This is a genomic window from Achromobacter xylosoxidans A8 (assembly GCF_000165835.1).
GTDB lineage: Bacteria > Pseudomonadota > Gammaproteobacteria > Burkholderiales > Burkholderiaceae_B > Achromobacter > Achromobacter xylosoxidans_B.
On the sequence record NC_014640.1, the window covers coordinates 276,772 to 293,114 of the forward strand.

The 16,343-nt window shown below is 66.4% G+C and carries 13 protein-coding genes; 2 read left to right on the top strand and 11 right to left on the bottom strand.

Going from position 1 to position 16,343, the window contains the following annotated elements; genetic code table 11:
* Positions 1-2: 2 nt before the first annotated feature.
* The 5 genes from AXYL_RS01320 to dkgB form a co-directional block, all read right to left on the bottom strand.
* Entirely contained in the window at positions 3-1,346 is a 1,344-nt protein-coding gene (locus AXYL_RS01320; protein ID WP_013391023.1) for a hypothetical protein, read from the bottom strand.
* 23 nt (positions 1,347-1,369) lie between these two features.
* The gene (locus AXYL_RS01325; RefSeq protein WP_013391024.1) at positions 1,370-3,001 is read right to left on the bottom strand and encodes a CHAT domain-containing protein; all 1,632 of its coding nucleotides are present in this window, start codon (positions 2,999-3,001) and stop codon (positions 1,370-1,372) included.
* An 11-nt stretch (positions 3,002-3,012) separates the two neighbouring features.
* Positions 3,013-5,841: a PAS domain-containing protein gene (locus AXYL_RS01330; protein WP_013391025.1), complete on the bottom strand. Its 2,829-nt coding sequence runs from the start codon at positions 5,839-5,841 to the stop codon at positions 3,013-3,015.
* Positions 5,842-5,887: 46 nt separating this feature from the next.
* A complete protein-coding gene (locus tag AXYL_RS01335; protein WP_013391026.1) occupies positions 5,888-7,894 on the bottom strand; it encodes a hypothetical protein in 2,007 nt (668 codons plus the stop codon).
* A 178-nt stretch (positions 7,895-8,072) separates the two neighbouring features.
* Complete coding sequence (dkgB, locus tag AXYL_RS01340) at positions 8,073-8,876, bottom strand: 2,5-didehydrogluconate reductase DkgB (protein ID WP_013391027.1); 804 nt, start codon at positions 8,874-8,876, stop codon at positions 8,073-8,075.
* Between the two features lie 123 nt (positions 8,877-8,999).
* Between dkgB and AXYL_RS01345 the strand changes: the two genes are divergently transcribed.
* Entirely contained in the window at positions 9,000-9,899 is a 900-nt protein-coding gene (locus AXYL_RS01345) for a LysR substrate-binding domain-containing protein (protein WP_013391028.1), read from the top strand.
* A gap of 19 nt (positions 9,900-9,918) precedes the next feature.
* Here the strand turns inward: AXYL_RS01345 and AXYL_RS01350 are convergent, their stop codons facing one another.
* From AXYL_RS01350 to AXYL_RS01360, 3 genes are all read right to left on the bottom strand, one after another.
* Entirely contained in the window at positions 9,919-10,863 is a 945-nt protein-coding gene (locus AXYL_RS01350; protein WP_013391029.1) for an ornithine cyclodeaminase family protein, read from the bottom strand.
* A 100-nt stretch (positions 10,864-10,963) separates the two neighbouring features.
* A complete protein-coding gene (locus AXYL_RS01355; RefSeq protein WP_193353244.1) occupies positions 10,964-11,896 on the bottom strand; it encodes an N-carbamoyl-D-amino-acid hydrolase in 933 nt (310 codons plus the stop codon).
* 254 nt (positions 11,897-12,150) lie between these two features.
* The gene (locus AXYL_RS01360; protein ID WP_013391031.1) at positions 12,151-12,576 is read right to left on the bottom strand and encodes an Lrp/AsnC family transcriptional regulator; all 426 of its coding nucleotides are present in this window, start codon (positions 12,574-12,576) and stop codon (positions 12,151-12,153) included.
* Positions 12,577-12,700: 124 nt separating this feature from the next.
* Between AXYL_RS01360 and AXYL_RS01365 the strand changes: the two genes are divergently transcribed.
* Positions 12,701-13,741 carry an ornithine cyclodeaminase gene (locus AXYL_RS01365; RefSeq protein ID WP_013391032.1) on the top strand — a complete coding sequence of 347 codons (1,041 nt, stop codon included), beginning with the start codon at positions 12,701-12,703 and terminating at the stop codon, positions 13,739-13,741.
* Positions 13,742-13,850: 109 nt separating this feature from the next.
* Here the strand turns inward: AXYL_RS01365 and AXYL_RS01370 are convergent, their stop codons facing one another.
* The 3 genes from AXYL_RS01370 to panB form a co-directional block, all read right to left on the bottom strand.
* Positions 13,851-14,063 carry a DUF1059 domain-containing protein gene (locus AXYL_RS01370; protein WP_013391033.1) on the bottom strand — a complete coding sequence of 71 codons (213 nt, stop codon included), beginning with the start codon at positions 14,061-14,063 and terminating at the stop codon, positions 13,851-13,853.
* Positions 14,064-14,259: 196 nt separating this feature from the next.
* Positions 14,260-15,369, bottom strand: a complete 1,110-nt coding sequence (locus tag AXYL_RS01375) for a YcjF family protein (RefSeq protein WP_041652082.1) — start codon at positions 15,367-15,369, stop codon at positions 14,260-14,262.
* A gap of 56 nt (positions 15,370-15,425) precedes the next feature.
* Complete coding sequence (gene panB, locus AXYL_RS01380; protein ID WP_013391035.1) at positions 15,426-16,277, bottom strand: 3-methyl-2-oxobutanoate hydroxymethyltransferase; 852 nt, start codon at positions 16,275-16,277, stop codon at positions 15,426-15,428.
* Positions 16,278-16,343: the final 66 nt, after the last annotated feature.

Genomic DNA, 16,343 nt, shown 5'->3' on the forward strand with positions numbered 1-16,343 from the left:
CGCTAGGACGATTCTCCCAGTATTGCCGACAGCATTTCCCGGGAGGCTCCGGACAAGGCGGCGGGCGGTGCGCCGGGCTTGCCGTTTGCGCCGGGTTGCAGCGTATCCAGCAGTGCGGAAAGCGCCAGCGTCAACGAAGCATTGTCTTGCCCGGCGGGGGGCGTGCCCGCGCCTGCCGCCGCCGATTTCGCCAGCAGGAGCCTCGCGGCGTCCAGCGGTTGCGCAACGGGACTGTTCCTGGCGGCCGCGGCTTTCTGCCTGTCCGCCACCGCGGACGCGATGTTCTGGCCCTTGCCGTCGCCGGCAGCGGATTTCAGGGACTTCTTCCTGGCCTTCCACTTTTCCCTTTCGCTGGAGTAGGCCGCCAGCAGCGCGAAACGGTCGCGTTCGATCAGCAGCGGCGAGCCTGCGATGTCGACCGCCAGCGACTGAAACGCGGCGCGCGCGGCCACGGCGTTGTCGCTCAGCAGGGCCGTGGTCGTCTCGGTCCATTTGCGATGGAACGGCAGGGCCGCGGCGGCGCTGAACATGTCCTCTCCCAGCGTGGCGCGCTGCTCGAAGGCCAGCACTAGGTAGTCCACGTCGTTCACGGGCTCCAGGCCGCCGCTTCCATTCTGCCGGTGCAGCACGCCGTCCACCAGTTGCAATCCTTGCAGCCTGTCTTGCGAGTCGGTGCCCGCCAATACGCGATAGCCGCTGCGGCGCAGCGCCAAGCCGTCGAAGACGCCGAAACGGATGCTGACGCCATCGGTACCGAAAAGCTTGCTTAGGGGCTTGAGCAGGCCTTCGCCGGCCTTGACGACGGCGCCGCCCACCGCGCCGCCGAACATGCTGACCGTGGTCGCGACGAAGTCGAGTATGCCGCGGGTGAGGCTGCTGTCGCTGAAGCGGCACAGCGCGGCGAACATCTCCAGCCCGTCGCTGTTGTAGGGTACGTTGCGGGCGATATAGACGTCGCGGAACACGACCCTGCCTGCGCCTGATTGCGGCGCCGCCGCGCCCATCGCCTGCTGGATCGCGTCATAGCCTACGACGTATGGAATTTCGCGCTGCGCGCCGGCCTCGGTGTAGCGCAGGAAAAAGGCGCACAGGGGCAGGAAGGCGGCAATGTAGTTGCCGGCATCGGTCAGGCGCATTTCGACCATGCGGACGCTGAAATAGCACTGTCCCGGAATGAAGGCTTCGCCGTTCAGTCCTGCTTCGCCCGCAGCCGCGCCGCCGGGCGGCGGATCGATCTCCGCATAGAAGTTGCGGCCTGCTGGCACGGTCGCCATCAAGGCGCCCACGCCGTCCGCCGAGGTTCCCAGGTCGCCTATCTTGCGCAGCATGCCGAATATGGAAGCCATGATGTCCGTTCCTGATTGCGGTGTCAGTCGCGCACGACCGCCAGCGCGGAAGCCCAGGTGGGCGAGCCCCGGGATTCGTCGTGCGAACCGGCGCAGGCGCGCCGGTAGGCTTCCGCAAATCCCTGGGTATTGGCGGGATCGAAATAGGCGGCATAAAAGCGCCTGATGAAGCGCGCGCAGGTTTTTTCCTCGACCTGCCAGCGGAAGGCCAGCACGCCCATGGCGCCAGCCCGCATGACCTCCAGCGCCGTCCGCACCGAGGCGCCGCGGCATGACGACAGCACCAGCAGCTTGCAATTGCCGGCCTTCATCCAGCGGCCCACCAGGCGTATGGACAGTTGCAGGCCCTCGCCTTCCCTGCTGCCCGGCAAGACCAGCATGGTGCTGTCGCGCACCGAGTGGGCGTGGCCGGAGAAATGCAGGATGTCGTAGCCGCCGCCAGTCACCTTTTCTTCCAGATAGTCCTGCAGCGCGTATCCGGTCAGGGGCGGCACGTCCTCGACCACCAGGCGGCCGTCCAGGCGCTTGGCCAGGGCCTGCAGGTTCTCGAGTTCGTCGGCGACCGACTCCAGCGGAGGCAGCGTGACGCTCGGGATATCGTCTCCGCCATCTTCCGGCTGGAACGAAATGGTGCCGCTGAAGTTCGCGCCGATGAAAAGCAGGCGAACGGGGCCGGCTGGCCGGGACGCCGTCTGCTCCCAATCGCTGGCGGAGTCCATGCCTTCCATGTGCAGGCGGCGGGCCATGGGAATGCGCTGGCACAGGTAGCGCCTGTCATTGGCCTTGAAATCGGCATTGCAGCTCAATTCGAACGGCAGGCTGAAGAAGGCTGCGCTCTGATGGTCCGACACATTGAAATCGAATCGCAGGTCCATCCAGGCGAGCCCGTCGCCGGACGAGACGCCTTCCTGGTCGCGGGCGCGCTGGATCAGCGTGGCGATGGGCGGCCCCACGGTTTCGGCCACCATCACGTCGAACGCCTGCCTGCCCATGTCGCTGAGCGACTCCAGCCAATCGGCCACTCTCTGATTGTCGAGATAGGGCGAGAACTTCTCGACGCGCGTCAGCAGCGCGGCGATATCAGGTTGCCGCTTGTAGGGCATTTCCGGTGACCTGAAGTCGTGCGGGCCGAACTGGATCCGGTAGCGGACCGATTTTTCGGCAACTTCTATGACCAGCCGGCGGCGTTGCGTAGCGGCCGCCACGCTGTCCAGCACCACGGCGAGGTCTGCGCCACCGTCCCGCTTCTTGCCGATCTCGTTGCTCCACATCAGCCTTTCGGGCCGTTCCAGCACGCAACGCTGCACGGCTTCGGAGGGGGCTTCGGTCACGACCAGCACGGGTACGGGTGCGTGTTCGGCCAGCCAGTTGAGCAGCTCGACAGCCGCCGCGCCGCTCTTTTTCTTGGTGGCTTGGGGCGCCGGCTTGGCGTCGATGATCATCAGGCCCGGCAGCGTTCCGCAACGCTCGATCTCCTGCCGCGCGTTCTCCAGGTTGAAGACGTGCCGGAAAGGGGCGCCGACGAAGGGCTTGATGCGCGGGTACTTCTGCTCATGCCGCTGCAATTGCTGGATGCGGTCCGCCCAGCATTCCTCGTCGACATCGTCGCCGCCAGCAAGCAGGATCCAGTTGTTGTTCTGTGCAGGCTGTTCCATCGCCGCCTCCATCAACCCGACCGGGCAGGAAAGCGCAGGGTGAACGAACGCCATGGCGGCAGGACCGATTCATATGCCTCCGCGGGCGGCATCGCCGACTCGGCCAGGGGCGGCTGCGTCGCCAAGGTGCCGCCGTGGGCCTGCATGGTGCGCACGATCTGGGCGATGGCCAATCCGGCGCCATCATGCGCCGCGCGCTCCGCGTTCAGCAGCGCGTCGTCGGGCACTGCGTGCGCGCGCTGGTCCGTGTCCCAGTTTTGCGCGGCGCTCAGCCCCAGTTGTACCGAGCAGCCATCAGGGTCGTCGCTGATGTCGATTTCCACCCGGGCGTCATCGGAGCGGCAGCGCAGCAAATAGGCAAGAATGGAGCGGAAGGCCGCGGACAGTGTCTCGGCGTCGGCATGCACCATGGGTCCGCTGGCGGCACCCACTTGCGCCAATGGCGCGATGCGGCCTTGGTCGCGCTGCGGCAAGGCGGCGATGATCCGGGTCAGCAACTCATGCAGCGCGACGCGGGCATGCTCGGGCGGAGCCTGCTGGCGCGCTTCGCTGGCGCTGGCCAGCCGCTCGAAGGTGATGTCGGCCTTGCCGATTTCCGCCACGATGCGTTGGCTGAGGGCGTGGGCCCGGGTGACGATGGCCTCGGGCTGTTCGCCGCGTGCCGCGTCCTCGTGCAGCAGTGCGGTCTGCGTCGTCAGGCTGCAGGCCAGCGCCAGCGACGTCCGGGTCTGGTCGGCGATCTCGGCCACGGTTTCGCGCAGGAATCGCATGTCGCGCGCCCATTTCATGTCGGCGATGTCGGTGAAGAACCAGATGGCCATGTCCAGGCTGGGATCCAGGTCCGTCCGGGTCGCCAGCACCGAGCGCGGCTGTCCGCCCGCGCCGCGCAGCTCGATGCGTTCGCGCCGGACGCCGGCATCTGAAGTCAGCAGCGTGTGCGCCGACGCGTCGTCGGGCAGCGCAAACGCCGTGATCGACACCGGCGTCTCGCCTTCGAGGCAGCGGCCGGGCTCGGTGCCCAGCATGTCGGCCGCGACGCGGTTCATCTCGATGATGGAGCCCTCGCGACCCACGAACACGACCGCTTGTTCGGTTTCGGCCATCAGGCTCTGCTTGGTCTGCCTGAGCAGATGCTGGTCCAGCCCTTCCTCCAGCGACTCTATGATCTCCAGCAGATCGTCGGCGTCGGGTCCCTTGAACGCATGCGATACCGAGGACTCCACGTCCAACAGCCAACGGATCCGGCCGTTCAGGCGGATCGGCACTGTCATGGCCGAGCGCAGCGGCCGCGGCGGACCGGTGTAATCGTTCCTGGGATCCCCAGGGTCGCCCACGTCGTCCAGCGACAGCAGTTGGCGCTGGCGCAGCGTCTGGCCCAGCATGCCGCGCTCGATGGGCTGCAGGTAGTTCGCAGGCAAGGCGTATTCGGGCGCCAGGCTGTGCTGGGTGACGATCTCGTAGCGGCTTTCCTTGCGGTTGACGCGGAACAGCGCCACGTAGTCCCAGGAGAAGAACTGCGCCAGTCTGGGCACGATGTCCTCCGCCGCCCGGCGCAAGGAAGCGGCCGTCATGATCGTCTCGCGCAATGATTCGGCGAAGGTGACGCGCTCGTCGTCGCGCTCTTTCTCGAAGCGCATCAGTACCGGCTCCAAGTCCAGGGCGCGCAGGATCTCCAGGTGGCGTTGCCCGTACTGCGCCGGTTGGCGCGAACACAGACTCAGCGCTGAGCTGTAGCCGCCCGGACGCGTGACGGGCAGGGTGACGCTGGCCTGCATGCCCATGTCGCGGTAGCAGCGTACGACCTCGTCGCCTGGCTCGAAGCGCTGGTCGCTGACGAAGCGGTCCATCTCTTCGACCCAGGTCTGGCCGGAATCCAGGAACGGCCGGATCGCAGGGGGCAGCTCCATCCAGCGCGCCGGCCACAGTTCCACCCCTTCGGGCCGTACCGCGATCGCGCGGAACAGCGACACCTGCCTGTCGTAGATGCCGAACACCGCGTGCTCGAACGGCACCAGCGGACGGATCTGTTCCAGGATGGCGTCGAGCTTGAGACGCCAGCCGTTGATGGACGGATCCAGCGCGATGCGCCGGATCTCGTCGCGGGCGGACTCCAGCGCCCGCGACTGGATGACGGCGATCACGCCCAGCAATTCGCCGTTGGGCGCGGGGTCTGGCGTCATTACCAGCTGGAACAGTCTTTCTTCGCCTTCGCGTCCGGGCATGGTGACGATCACGGCCACCATGGAATCGCCCTCCTGGTTGCGGGCGCAGCAGCGGATGGCATCGGCGATGCGGGGCGCGTCGCTTTTGCGGAAATGGCGGGCCAGTGGCTCGCCGCAAACCTCGTCGAGCTTTTGGCCCAGCGCGCGCGCGGCCTCGCGGTTGGCGAAGCGCACCACACCGTCCAGATCCAGGCGGAACACCGCATAGGGCGTGCGTTCAAAGCGGCGCGATTCCGCTTTCCTGAAGGGCGTGCCGTCGTTGACCAGCACGACGATCTTGCCGCTTTCCAATTCGCACAAGGGCACCAGTTGCGCGGGCACGGGCGCGCCGTCCGCGGCCTGGTAGATGCCGCCGACCGCGCCGCTGCCCATGGTCAATGGTTCGCCCAGGCCGTAGGCCTCGGCGGCGGCGCGGCCGCGGAACGCCTGGGCGCTGGGCGCGAGCGTATCGCTGATGTCGATGATGACGCCGTCACGGTCCAGCAACAGGCAAGGCACGCCCGCCCGCGACATCACCCGCAGCATTGCCGCGGGATCGCCCGGGATGGAGGCGGATGCTGGCACGCGTACTTGCGCGCCAGCATCCAGGTCCGTCTGCGCCTGAGGAAACTCAAACATATCGAAGCCCTCCCTGCTTGCCGCCCTTGCGGGCGCGGCTGCCGGCTCAACGCTTGATGAATGCAATGATCTGCTGCTGGGTGCCTTTGTCGTTGTCGAATCCGCCGTGCGTGCTGGCCGCCACCGGCGGGTTGGTGGAGCCGGGCGCGGGGCTGCCTGCGGGCGAGACATGCACGGCGTCGCACGCAATGCCGGCATCGCGGAAATAGCGCTCCATGCCGAGCAGCGGCGTGGTGGTGCCGCCTTCGAAGGACTCGCTCACCAGGTAGAGCAGCGAGCGCCGGTACGGGCCGCAAGTGGGATCGTCTTCCTCGGCCCGGTCGGAAAGATGGAACTGTTGATAGCGCTTTACCCGTGTCTTCAGGTTCGGCACGACCAGCTTGCGGAAGGTGTCCAGCGTGACCGCCGGGGCCATCAGGTTGAGCGATTCCAGTTCGCCGCCGTCGGCCGCCAGCCGGTGTACGAAGTGGCTGGCGACGATGGCGCCGGCCGAGTGGCCGACGATGTGCAGGCGCACGCGTCCCTGGCTGACGTGCGCCTTGAAATGCTTGTACAGCATGATCATCGCGGCTTCTTCCTGCGCCATGCCCTTGGGAACGGGTGCGCTCATGGCCTGGGCGTTCTGCTTCATTTCGCCCCAGATCACCGTGCCCGGTCGCGCCAGCCAGCGTTCCAGGCGCTGGTTCCACCAACGCTCCAGCCGCTCGCCCAGGCCGCCGGTGGTGCGTGGAACGCTGTGGGCGGCATCCTGGATGATGTTCTTCACGGTGGTGATGACGTCCGTCTCCCACATCAGGAAGACCGGGAAGATCTGCTTCTCGTAGAGCAGCGGTATCCATTCGGCGGCGGCCTCCGCCGCATCCTCTTCGCCGACCAGGCCGCCGTGCGCGTACACGCATACGTCCATGGGCTTGTCCTTCAAGCCCCATTTCTCGCGCGCGGCGTTCATGTGCACGTCGACGATGGCGCGCAGATCGTCGGGCGTGGTCCGGAACGCGCCGCTGTTGCTGAGCTTGCCGTTGTTGCCCACGTTGACGATGAAGGGCGAGATCTCGCGGTTGCGCAGCACAGTGCCCGCGGCCAGGGTGACCCGCTTGCCTTCGGTGCGCAGCGTGATGCTGTTCGAGATCTTGGTGTGCTCATGCGTGACCACGCCCAGCTGCACCACCCAGCAATCCATGGCGTTGCGCATCCAGTCGTCGTAGGTCAGCACCGCCATGCCGTGGGTGCCCCACTCCTCGCCCCAGGAGTTCTGGACCAGGAAGCCGTCCTGGGTATAGCCGACGATGACGAAGGCGTGGCCGTCGGTGGCGGAATCCTGCGGGTCGGGCGGGATGATCCAGAACGGCTGGGCTCCCGGCGTGGACGGCGCCTTCAGCGGGGTGACGCCATGGCCGTCGTCCCAGCCGGCGTGGCAGCCCGCGCTGGCGTACAGAATGCCGACCTCGTTGAGCGCAGCGTGCATTTCGACGATGTTGCGCGTGTCGATGCGGTAGTAGGCGCCCAGCGGACGCTTGACGGCATCCAGCCACCAGTCGTCGGCGGTCTCGTTGGCCGCCGCCGGCATGTTCAGGGTCGGAAACAGATCCTGGGCGCAGGCGCCGTGCTTGAACCAGCCTTTGAGCGCGCCGCGCAGGCTCGATCCCGTGTCGTCGACCGAACCCGGGAACTCGTCGTAGCGCCTGGCCATGGAATACAGCATGAACGGCGAGATGGCTGGACGCGGTTCGCGCTCCGACTTGCGCAGCAGGTACTCGACCACCGTGGACAGGGCGAATCCGGTGCAGGCCGAGGTGTCTTCCTGATGCTTCACCGTCAACCCCATGGCGGGAATCATCTCGGTCTTGGGCGTGACCGAGATGTTAGGGTGGAACGGAATGTCGCGGACATCGAAGGCATCGGGCTTGGCCGTGCGGCGAAACGGCAGCGCCGGCGGCAGGCTGCGGCTTTTACGCTTTGGAGCGGATCGGGGCGTCTTGCCGGCGGCGGGCTGCCGCGTTGCCACCGTCTTGCGTGCCGGGGCGGCACGCCCCGCTTGCTTCTTTGCAGCCATGGCGTACTCCAGTGGAGACAGGCTTTCAGCGCGAGGGCGGCATTTGCAGGCAAGACGACATGACGACAGTAATGATTGCGCCCGTAGCTGCGATATATAGGCGCGCCTAAACCAGTTCGCTAGTATCCGAAAGTATTACTCCTTGGATTTGAAATAGTGCATTTTCACTATTCGAGGCTTAATCCCACTGCGCCGCCAGGCCTTCCGGGCTGACTTCACGGCCGTTGCGCTCCAGCGCCGCGATCTGCGCCATGTCCGCCTCCGTCAGCCGCAGGTCCTGGGCCAGCAGGTTGCTGGCCAGGTTTTCGCGTTTGGTCGACGACGGAATGACGGCATAGCCCAGTTGCAGGGCCCAGGCCAGCGCCACCTGCGCGGGCGTGGCGTCGTGGCGTTGGGCGATCTGGCCGATGACCGGATCCTTCAGCACCTTGCCGTAGGCCAGCGTCATGTACGAGGTGACCGGGATGTCTTGTTCCTGCAGGAAGGCGGCGAGCTTGCGGTTCTGCAGGTAGGGGCTGAGTTCGATCTGGTTGGTGGCGATCTGCTCGCGGCCCACGGCGGCGATGGCGGCGCGGGTTTCGGCGATGGGGAAGTTGGAGATGCCGATCTGGCGGGTCAGGCCCCGCGCCTTGGCCTCAGCCAGCGCAGTCATGAATTCCTCGACGGCGACGCCGTTGCCGGGCGCGGGCCAATGGATCAAGGTCAGGTCCGCGTAGTCGCTGCGCAGCTTGGCCAGGCTGTCCTGCAGACTGGGTATGAGCTTGCCGCGGGCGTAGTGGGGAACCCAGATTTTGGTCGTGACGAACAGTGCATCGCGCGCCACGCCGGATTCGGCGATGGCCTGGCCGACCTCGGTTTCGTTTTCATAGATCTGCGCGGTGTCGATGGCGCGGTAGCCGAGGTCCAGCGCGTTGCGCACGGAATCGATGACGGCCTGGCCTTGCAGGCGGAAAGTGCCGGCGCCGAAGACGGGAATGCTCATGGGTAACTCCTTGGGGGATTCAGGGCTGCGGACGCAGGCGTCCGGGAATGCCTGCAGTGTGCCCGTCGGATACTTGCGGAAAAAGTCCGGTATGCACGAAAGACTTTTGATATAAATGCAAGAATGAAGACGACGCTAGACGAAATGCAGGTCTTTATCGCCATCGTGGACAGCGGCTCGATCACTGCCGCCGCGGATGTGCTGGGACAGACTGTTTCCGCCGCCAGCCGGACCATGAGCCGGCTGGAAGAGAAGCTACAGACCACGCTGATGCGCCGGACCACGCGTCGGCTGGAACTGACCGAGGAAGGCCGGGCCTATCTGGAGCAGGCGCGCAAGATCGTGGCCGCAGTGGAGGAAAGCGAGGAACTGATGAGCCTGCGCCGCAACCAGCCGGCAGGACGCTTGCGGGTGGATGCGGCATCGCCCTTCATGCTGCACGTGATCGCGCCGCTGGTGCCGGGCTATCGCCAGCGCTATCCGCAGGTGGAGCTGGAACTGAACAGCAACGAAGGCAATATCGACCTGCTGGAGCGCCGCACCGACCTGGCCATCCGCATCGGGCGCCTGAAGGACTCATCGCTGCACGCGGTGCCGCTGGGCCATAGCCGCGTGCGCGTGCTGGCCAGTCCCGGCTATCTGGCCAAGCATGGCACGCCCAGGCGCGTGGCCGATCTGGCTTCGCATGTCCTGCTGGGCTTCAGCCAGCTGGAAGCGCTGAACGAATGGCCGCTGCTGGAGGCCGACGGCCAGGCCCTGCACATCAAGCCCCATGTGCGCGCGTTCAGCGGCGAAACCTTGCGGCAGTTGGCCTTGAACGACGGCGGCGTCGTCTGCCTGTCGGACTTCATGACGCGCGGCGACCGCGACAGCGGCGCCTTGCAGCAGCTGCTGGTGAAGCAGACGCAGGACGTGCGGCAGCCGATCAACGCGGTGTACTACCGCAACACCGCGATCTCCTCGCGCATCAAGTCCTTCATCGACTACATGGTCCAGGCGTTGGGTCCGCGCGGCTTCGAATAGCGCCGCAGGCGCCGCGCGCTCAAGCGCGTTCGCCGCTGACCGACTCGTACACCAGCGTTGCCAGCGTCAGGTCTTCGAGTGCGCTGCCCACGGCTTTGAACACGGTGATTTCCTGGTCGCCGCGGCGGCCCGGCAGTTCACCGGCGGCCAACTGGTGCAGGTCGCCGCGGATGTCCTCGTGTTTGAGCGTGCCGGCCTCGAAAGCGGCCAGCAGGTCGCCGGACTTGGTGGGCGCTTCGCTGGTGTCCACATAGACCGAGGTACCGTCGAAGCAGGCCGCGTCGGTCTCGCGCATTTCGGGTTTGAAGCTGCCGATCAGGTCCAGGTGCACGCCCGGACGCAGCCAGGCGCCGTGGATCAGCGGCACGGTGGACAGGGTGGCGCAGCTGATGATGTCGGCCTGACGCGCGGCGGCTTCCAGGTCGCTGGCGGCCTCGGCATCGAAGCCCTGCGCGCGTAGCTCGCCGGCCAGCTTCTCGGCGCCGGCCGCGCGCACGTTCCAAACCAGCACGCGCTGGATGGGGCGCACGCTGCGCATGGCCTGCGCCACCAGGCCGGCGATGCGGCCGGAACCGACGATCAGCAGCGTGCTGGCGTCGGCGCGCGCCAGGTAGTCCGCGCCCAGCGCGGCCGCGCCCGCCGTGCGGTAGGCGGTGACGATGTCGCCGTCCACCTGGGCGATGGGCACGCCGGTGGTGGCGCTGTACAGGTTGTAGGTGGCGTGCAGGCCCGGCAGGCCCAGGTGCGTGTTCTCGGGGAAGATATTGATGATTTTCACGCCGAAGTAGCCGCGGTCGCTCCAGGCCGGCATGATCAGCGAGGTGCCGTGTGCATTGCCCGACTGGATGGCGTGGACATGCCGCGGCGGCACGGTGGCGCTGCCGCGGAAGGCTTCCCGCAGGGCGGGAATGACGGCGTCGAAGGACAGGGCGTTGCGGGTTTGTTCGGTGTCGATGAAGCGCATGGGTTCTTGCCTGCTGCGGGTCGGTCAGTCTGAGGGCCAGCAGGCAGTCTAGCAGCGCGGGCGGCGTCCGCCCGGGCTGCGTCGCGGCTGAGTGCAGCGTCTAGTCGATGGCGGCCGTGGGCAGCGGATCGCCGGCGCCGGTGCGTTCGACGATGAGCTTGTAGTGCTGCGGGTTGCGGTGCTTGGCGAAATTGAACACGTGGTCGCGGAAGGCCTGGCCCATGGCCAGGTCGATGTTGGCGGTGATCACTTCGTCTTCTTCGCCGCTTGCGCGCGCCACGATCTCGCCGGACGGCGCGACGATCATGGAGCTGCCTATCATGTGGTGGCCGTCTTCGTGGCCGCACTTCGCGGCGGCGCCGACCCAGACCGCGTTCTGGTAGGCGCTGGCCTGCAATACGATCTCGTGCGTGGTGGTGCGCAGATGCGCGGGCTCGTTCCAGTGGATGTTCAGGGACGGCGTGTTGTAGCCCAGCACGATCAGCTCGGCGCTTTGCAGCGACATGACGCGATAGGTCTCGGGCCAGCGGCGATCGTTGCACAGGCACATGCCGATCTTCACGTCGTTGGTTTCCCAGACGCCAAAGCCCAGGTCGCCGACTTCGAAGAACTTCTTCTCCAGGTGCTGGAACGGCGCGCCGACCTTATGGCCCGAGTGGCCCGGCAGGTGGATCTTGCGGTACTTGCCGATGACTTTGGCGCTGCGGTCCACCAGGATGGCGGTGTTGAACTGGCGGCCTTCGGGCGTCAGTTCGGCATAGCCCAGGTAGAAGCCTATGCCCAATTCGCGCGCGGCGTCGAACAGCGGCTGCACGTCGGCGTTGGGCATGCTTTTTTCAAAGTAGCGCTCGACGGCTTCGGCGTCTTCCATCCAGTAGCGCGGGAAGAACGTGGTCAGCGCCAGCTCGGGGAAGACGACGAACTCCGCCTTGCGGGCGGCGGCCTCGCGCATCATTTCCACCAGGCGGCGGACCACGGCGGCGCGCGTATCGGCAAGGTTTACTGCGCCCATCTGGGCGACCGCCAGGCCCATCTTGCGGGCGGGGTATGCATTACTCACGATGTGGATCTCCAGGCTGAAGGCGCAAGCATGCATCCGCGGGCGGAAATCGGGAACCGCTGTCCGGGCTGGCGGCGCGCGCCGCCGGATGCGACGGGATTCACTCCAAGGCCCTGATTCAGCGGGGAATTTCACCGTGACGGCAGAGACCGTCCCGGCCTCATGCATAACGCGGCGTCATGGAGTCCATGCAAAGTTTTATATCGGGTTTCCCCGTATGCCGGCGCTCAGAGGGCCTTGAAGGTCTTGAGATGGATGCTGGTTTCGGTGGCGGCGATGCCCTTGAGCGTACGCAGGCGGTCCAGCACTTCGGACAACTGGTCGATGGTGGGCACGCGCAGCTCGGCCAGCAGGTCCCAGCGGCCGTTGGTGTCGTGCAGGCCCGCCACGCTGGGCTCGCCCATCAGCAGGCTCACGATCTTGCGGGTTTCATGGCCTTCGACGGCGATGCTCATCCAGGCGACGATGTCCTCGGTCTCGACTTCGGGGCGCAGCCGCACGGTATAGCCGCGGATGATGCCCCGCTCTTCCAGTTTGCGGATGCGGTTGTCGATGGTGCCGCGCGAGACATCGAGCTTCTTCGCCAGGGTGGCGACCGACATGCGGGCGTCGGCGCGCAACAGGCCGAGCAAGTTCTGATCCAGCGTGTCCATTGTGAAAAATGCTATTTATGGCTATCAGAATGGCAGAATCTTAGCGTTTTGTGTGGATTGTTGTCACTATTAATTGGTTTGCCCATCCCCCAGAATTTCTGTTCCATAACTCGGGGAGAACAAATTGACGACGCTGCTTTCAACTTCCGACGTGGCCAAAATCGTGGCCCTGCAAGGTCCGCAACAGGTCTTCGCCGGCCTGCTCGACTACTTGCTGGCGGACTTTCTGCGATGGCAGGAGTTCGACAAAAGTGCGCGGGTGGCCAGCCATTCGGCGACCGGCGTGATCGAATTGATGCCCACCGCCGACAGCGAGTACTACACCTTCAAGTACGTGAACGGCCATCCCGGCAATCCGCAGGCCGGCCTGTCCACCGTGATGGCGTTTGGCGCGCTGGCGCAGGTCAGCACGGGCGAGCCGCTGCTGATCAGCGAACTGACCCTGACCACGGCGCTGCGCACTGCCGTGACCTCGGCCCTGGCGGCGCGCGCGCTGGCCCGGCCGGACTCGCGCAAGATGGCATTGATCGGCAACGGCGCGCAAAGCGAGTTCCAGGCGCTGGCCTTCCATTACCTCCTGGGCATCGACACCCTGCACGTCTATGACGTGGACGCAGGCGCCACACGCAAGCTTGAAAGCAATCTGGCTTCAGTGCCCGGCTTGCGCGTGGTGCGCTTCGATAGTGCGGCAGAGGCGGTCAAGGGCACGGACATCGTCACCACGGTGACGGCGGACAAGGCCTACGCCACCATCCTGACCGCGGACATGGTCGAACCGGGCATGCACATCAACGCCGTGGGCGGCGATTGCCCGGGCAAGACGGAGCTGCACGCGGACGTGCTGCGCGCGGGGCCGGTGTTCGTGGAATACGAGCCGCAGACGCGCATCGAGGGCGATCTGCAGCAGATGCCGGCCGATTTCGCAGTGACGGAACTGTGGCGGGTGTTGACGGGCCAGGCCGCTGGCCGCAAGCAGCCGGCGGAAGTGACCATCTTCGATTCGGTGGGTTTTGCACTGGAGGACTTTTCGGCGCTGCGCTGGCTGCGCGATGCCGCCATTCGCCATGGCGTGGGCGCCCGCATCGAGGTCGCGCCGCAATCGCCCGATCCGAAGAACCTGTTCGAGGTGGTGCGGGCGGCTACGCCGGTGCTGGCGCAGGCTTAGCGCTCACGCGCCGCGGCGTCGGCGCGGTTCGTGCAAAGCGCAAGCGCCGGCGTGGTGGAACGCGCCGGCGCCAGTACGGTGGCGGCCGCGAATGCGGCCGCAGTCATGTTCACGCCCGGCTGGGCGTTTCAACCGGCGGTGTGCCGTCGTGGAACAGCGACTTCAGTTGCGATCGCAGCTCGGGCGTGTCGGCATGCTTGTGCACCGTGGTTGCATGCTGCACGGCCGCCTCCAGCAATTCGCCTTCGGAATCCGCCGCGAGGGCTACCGAGCAGTTCATTTCACTGGGGTACTCGCGGCAATCGATGTATTTGCGAGTCATGTGGGGTCTCCCTGCGCGCAGGCTGGCTGAGCTCTGCGCAAGAGCATCCGGCGCGCGGCGCGGGACGTCCGGGCCGTTGGCGCGTCGCAGCGGCGGGGGCGGTCTGAAAAGTATAGATCTGGCACCGCCGGTCCGGCGCAGTTCGCAAGACGCGGTTCGCACTAGTGCGCGGGCACTGGTGCGAGGGCAGCGCGCTTCAGAACGTGACGCGCTGCTTCAAGCCCTTGGCGATCATCGCGATGTCGATGTCCTTGCCCGGATTCTTCAGGCAGAAGTCGTACAGCACGGCCACGTAGGCATTGCCCAGCAGCTTGGTGATGGTGCCGGCCGTCGTGGCGGCGATGGTGCCGCCCACCGCGCTGCCTGCGCCGGGGATGAACTTCAACAGGCCGGAAACGACCGAGCGCCCGATCAGCGTGGCGGCGGATGCGCCCAGGGTGGACGTGACCAATGTGGTGATGGCGGCGGTGTCCAGTTCCATGCCGAAGGTGATGCCGATCTTGGCGATCATGCCAACCTGGATGGGCACCAGCGCGAATGCGTCCGAAAACGGAATGGGGGCGGCGGCGGCCGACGCGGCCAGGCCGGCGGCCACGTTGACCTCTATCTCAGCCCGCTTTTTTTTTACTTCCAGGGCCTTCTTGTTGCGGGTGGACAGCGCGTTGGCATAGGCCCGCTGCTGCGCCTCGGGGATATGCAGGGCGGTAGCCTCGATCAGGTTGTCCAGGCCCATGGGCGGCAGTTCCGCGTCCAGTTCCTCGATCCATTCCGGCAGCGCGCGCACCGCCACCACCTGCTTGGCGCGCGGCAGCAGCTTGCGCGCTTCGTCGACGAAGGGGCTGTTCTTGCGCGCCTTGGTCAGTACCGCCACGACGGGGATGCCGGCGTTGGACAGCATGTCGCACAGTTCGATTTCCGCGTCTTCGACGCGGTGGCTGCTGTCCTGGATGCAAAGCCAGGCCACGTGCAGGTGCTTGTCCTGGTCGTCGGAGGCGGAGCGTTCCCGGATCAGGTCGGCCAACTGCTGGCGCGAGCGTTCGTAGTCGCCGACTTCCAGGCCGCGCGTGTCGATGATGGTGAGCGGATGGCCGGCGCGGGTGAATTCCTGGGTGGACTGGGTGACGGGTTTGCCCGCGCCCGTCTTGGCCAGGTCGCCCCGGAACACGGCATTGAGCAACGTGCTCTTGCCCACGCCGGTCTTGCCCGCGACCAGGATGTTCACGCGCCCGGCGCCGCGCGTGGCGGTGCTGATGGCGTCCGCGATGGCGTCCTGCAATTGGGGCGTGTCCATGCGGGGCGTGCTCATGAGGTGTGCGGGAAGATAGGCATGGGGATGATTCTATCGAGAAACGCGCGCGGCCATCAGGCGCCGCCGGAGACGCCGTAAAGATGGGCCGGTTCGGGGAAGGTCCGCGTCCGGACTTCGCCCGCATAGGCTTGCGCTGCCTGCTGGATGCGGCCGGCCAGGTCGTCGTAGCGTTTCACGAAGCGCGCGGTGCGGTCGAACATGCCCAGCATGTCGTCCACCACCAGCACCTGGCCGTCGCAGCGGCCGGACGCGCCTATGCCTATGGTCGGGCAGGCGACGGCCTCGGTGATCGACGCCGCCAGCGGCTCGACCACGCCCTCGATCACCAGCGAGAACGCACCGGCATCCGCCACCGCGGCGGCATCGGCGGCGATGCGGGCATATTCGGCTTCGCCGCGGCCGCGCGCGCCGTAGCCGCCCAGGATGTTCACGGCCTGCGGCGTCAGGCCCACATGGCCCATCACCGGGATGCCGCGCGCGGACAGGTAGGCGACGGTCGGCGCCATGCTCTGCCCGCCTTCCAGCTTGACCGCAGCCGCGCCGGTTTCCTTCAAGATCCGCGCGGCGGACCGGAAGGCCTGTTCGGGGCTTTCTTCATAGCTGCCGAAGGGCATGTCGATGACGATCAGCGCGCGTCGCGAGCCGCGCACCACGGCGGCGCCGTGCGCAATCATCATGTCCAGCGTGACGGGCACCGTGGTAGGTAGTCCGTAGATCGTCTGTGCCAGGCTGTCGCCCACCAGCAGGGCGTCGCAATGCGGGTCCAGCAGCTCGGCCATGCGCGCGGTGTAGGCCGTCAGCATCACCAGCGGCTCCTGGCGCTTGCGCGCACGGAATGCCGGCACGCTCAGGCGTGGCGCGCTGGCCGCAGCCGCAGCGGCGTTCAGGGTGGCGGTCGTAGACATCGAAATCCTTCCTATCCAGGGTTGAGTGCTTGAATCGGGACCTTGCGATACCCGCATCGTAGCGGA

Coding starts and splice junctions, on each gene's coding strand:
- AXYL_RS01320 (WP_013391023.1), bottom strand. CDS start 1,346: ATGGCTTCCATATTCGGCATGCTGCGCAAGATAGGCGACCTGGGAACC.
- AXYL_RS01345 (WP_013391028.1), top strand. CDS start 9,000: ATGAAGACGACGCTAGACGAAATGCAGGTCTTTATCGCCATCGTGGAC.
- AXYL_RS01350 (WP_013391029.1), bottom strand. CDS start 10,863: ATGCGCTTCATCGACACCGAACAAACCCGCAACGCCCTGTCCTTCGAC.
- AXYL_RS01335 (WP_013391026.1), bottom strand. CDS start 7,894: ATGGCTGCAAAGAAGCAAGCGGGGCGTGCCGCCCCGGCACGCAAGACG.
- AXYL_RS01355 (WP_193353244.1), bottom strand. CDS start 11,896: ATGGGCCTGGCGGTCGCCCAGATGGGCGCAGTAAACCTTGCCGATACG.
- AXYL_RS01370 (WP_013391033.1), bottom strand. CDS start 14,063: ATGACTCGCAAATACATCGATTGCCGCGAGTACCCCAGTGAAATGAAC.
- AXYL_RS01375 (WP_041652082.1), bottom strand. CDS start 15,369: ATGAGCACGCCCCGCATGGACACGCCCCAATTGCAGGACGCCATCGCG.
- AXYL_RS01360 (WP_013391031.1), bottom strand. CDS start 12,576: ATGGACACGCTGGATCAGAACTTGCTCGGCCTGTTGCGCGCCGACGCC.
- AXYL_RS01330 (WP_013391025.1), bottom strand. CDS start 5,841: ATGTTTGAGTTTCCTCAGGCGCAGACGGACCTGGATGCTGGCGCGCAA.
- AXYL_RS01325 (WP_013391024.1), bottom strand. CDS start 3,001: ATGGAACAGCCTGCACAGAACAACAACTGGATCCTGCTTGCTGGCGGC.
- dkgB (WP_013391027.1), bottom strand. CDS start 8,876: ATGAGCATTCCCGTCTTCGGCGCCGGCACTTTCCGCCTGCAAGGCCAG.
- panB (WP_013391035.1), bottom strand. CDS start 16,277: ATGTCTACGACCGCCACCCTGAACGCCGCTGCGGCTGCGGCCAGCGCG.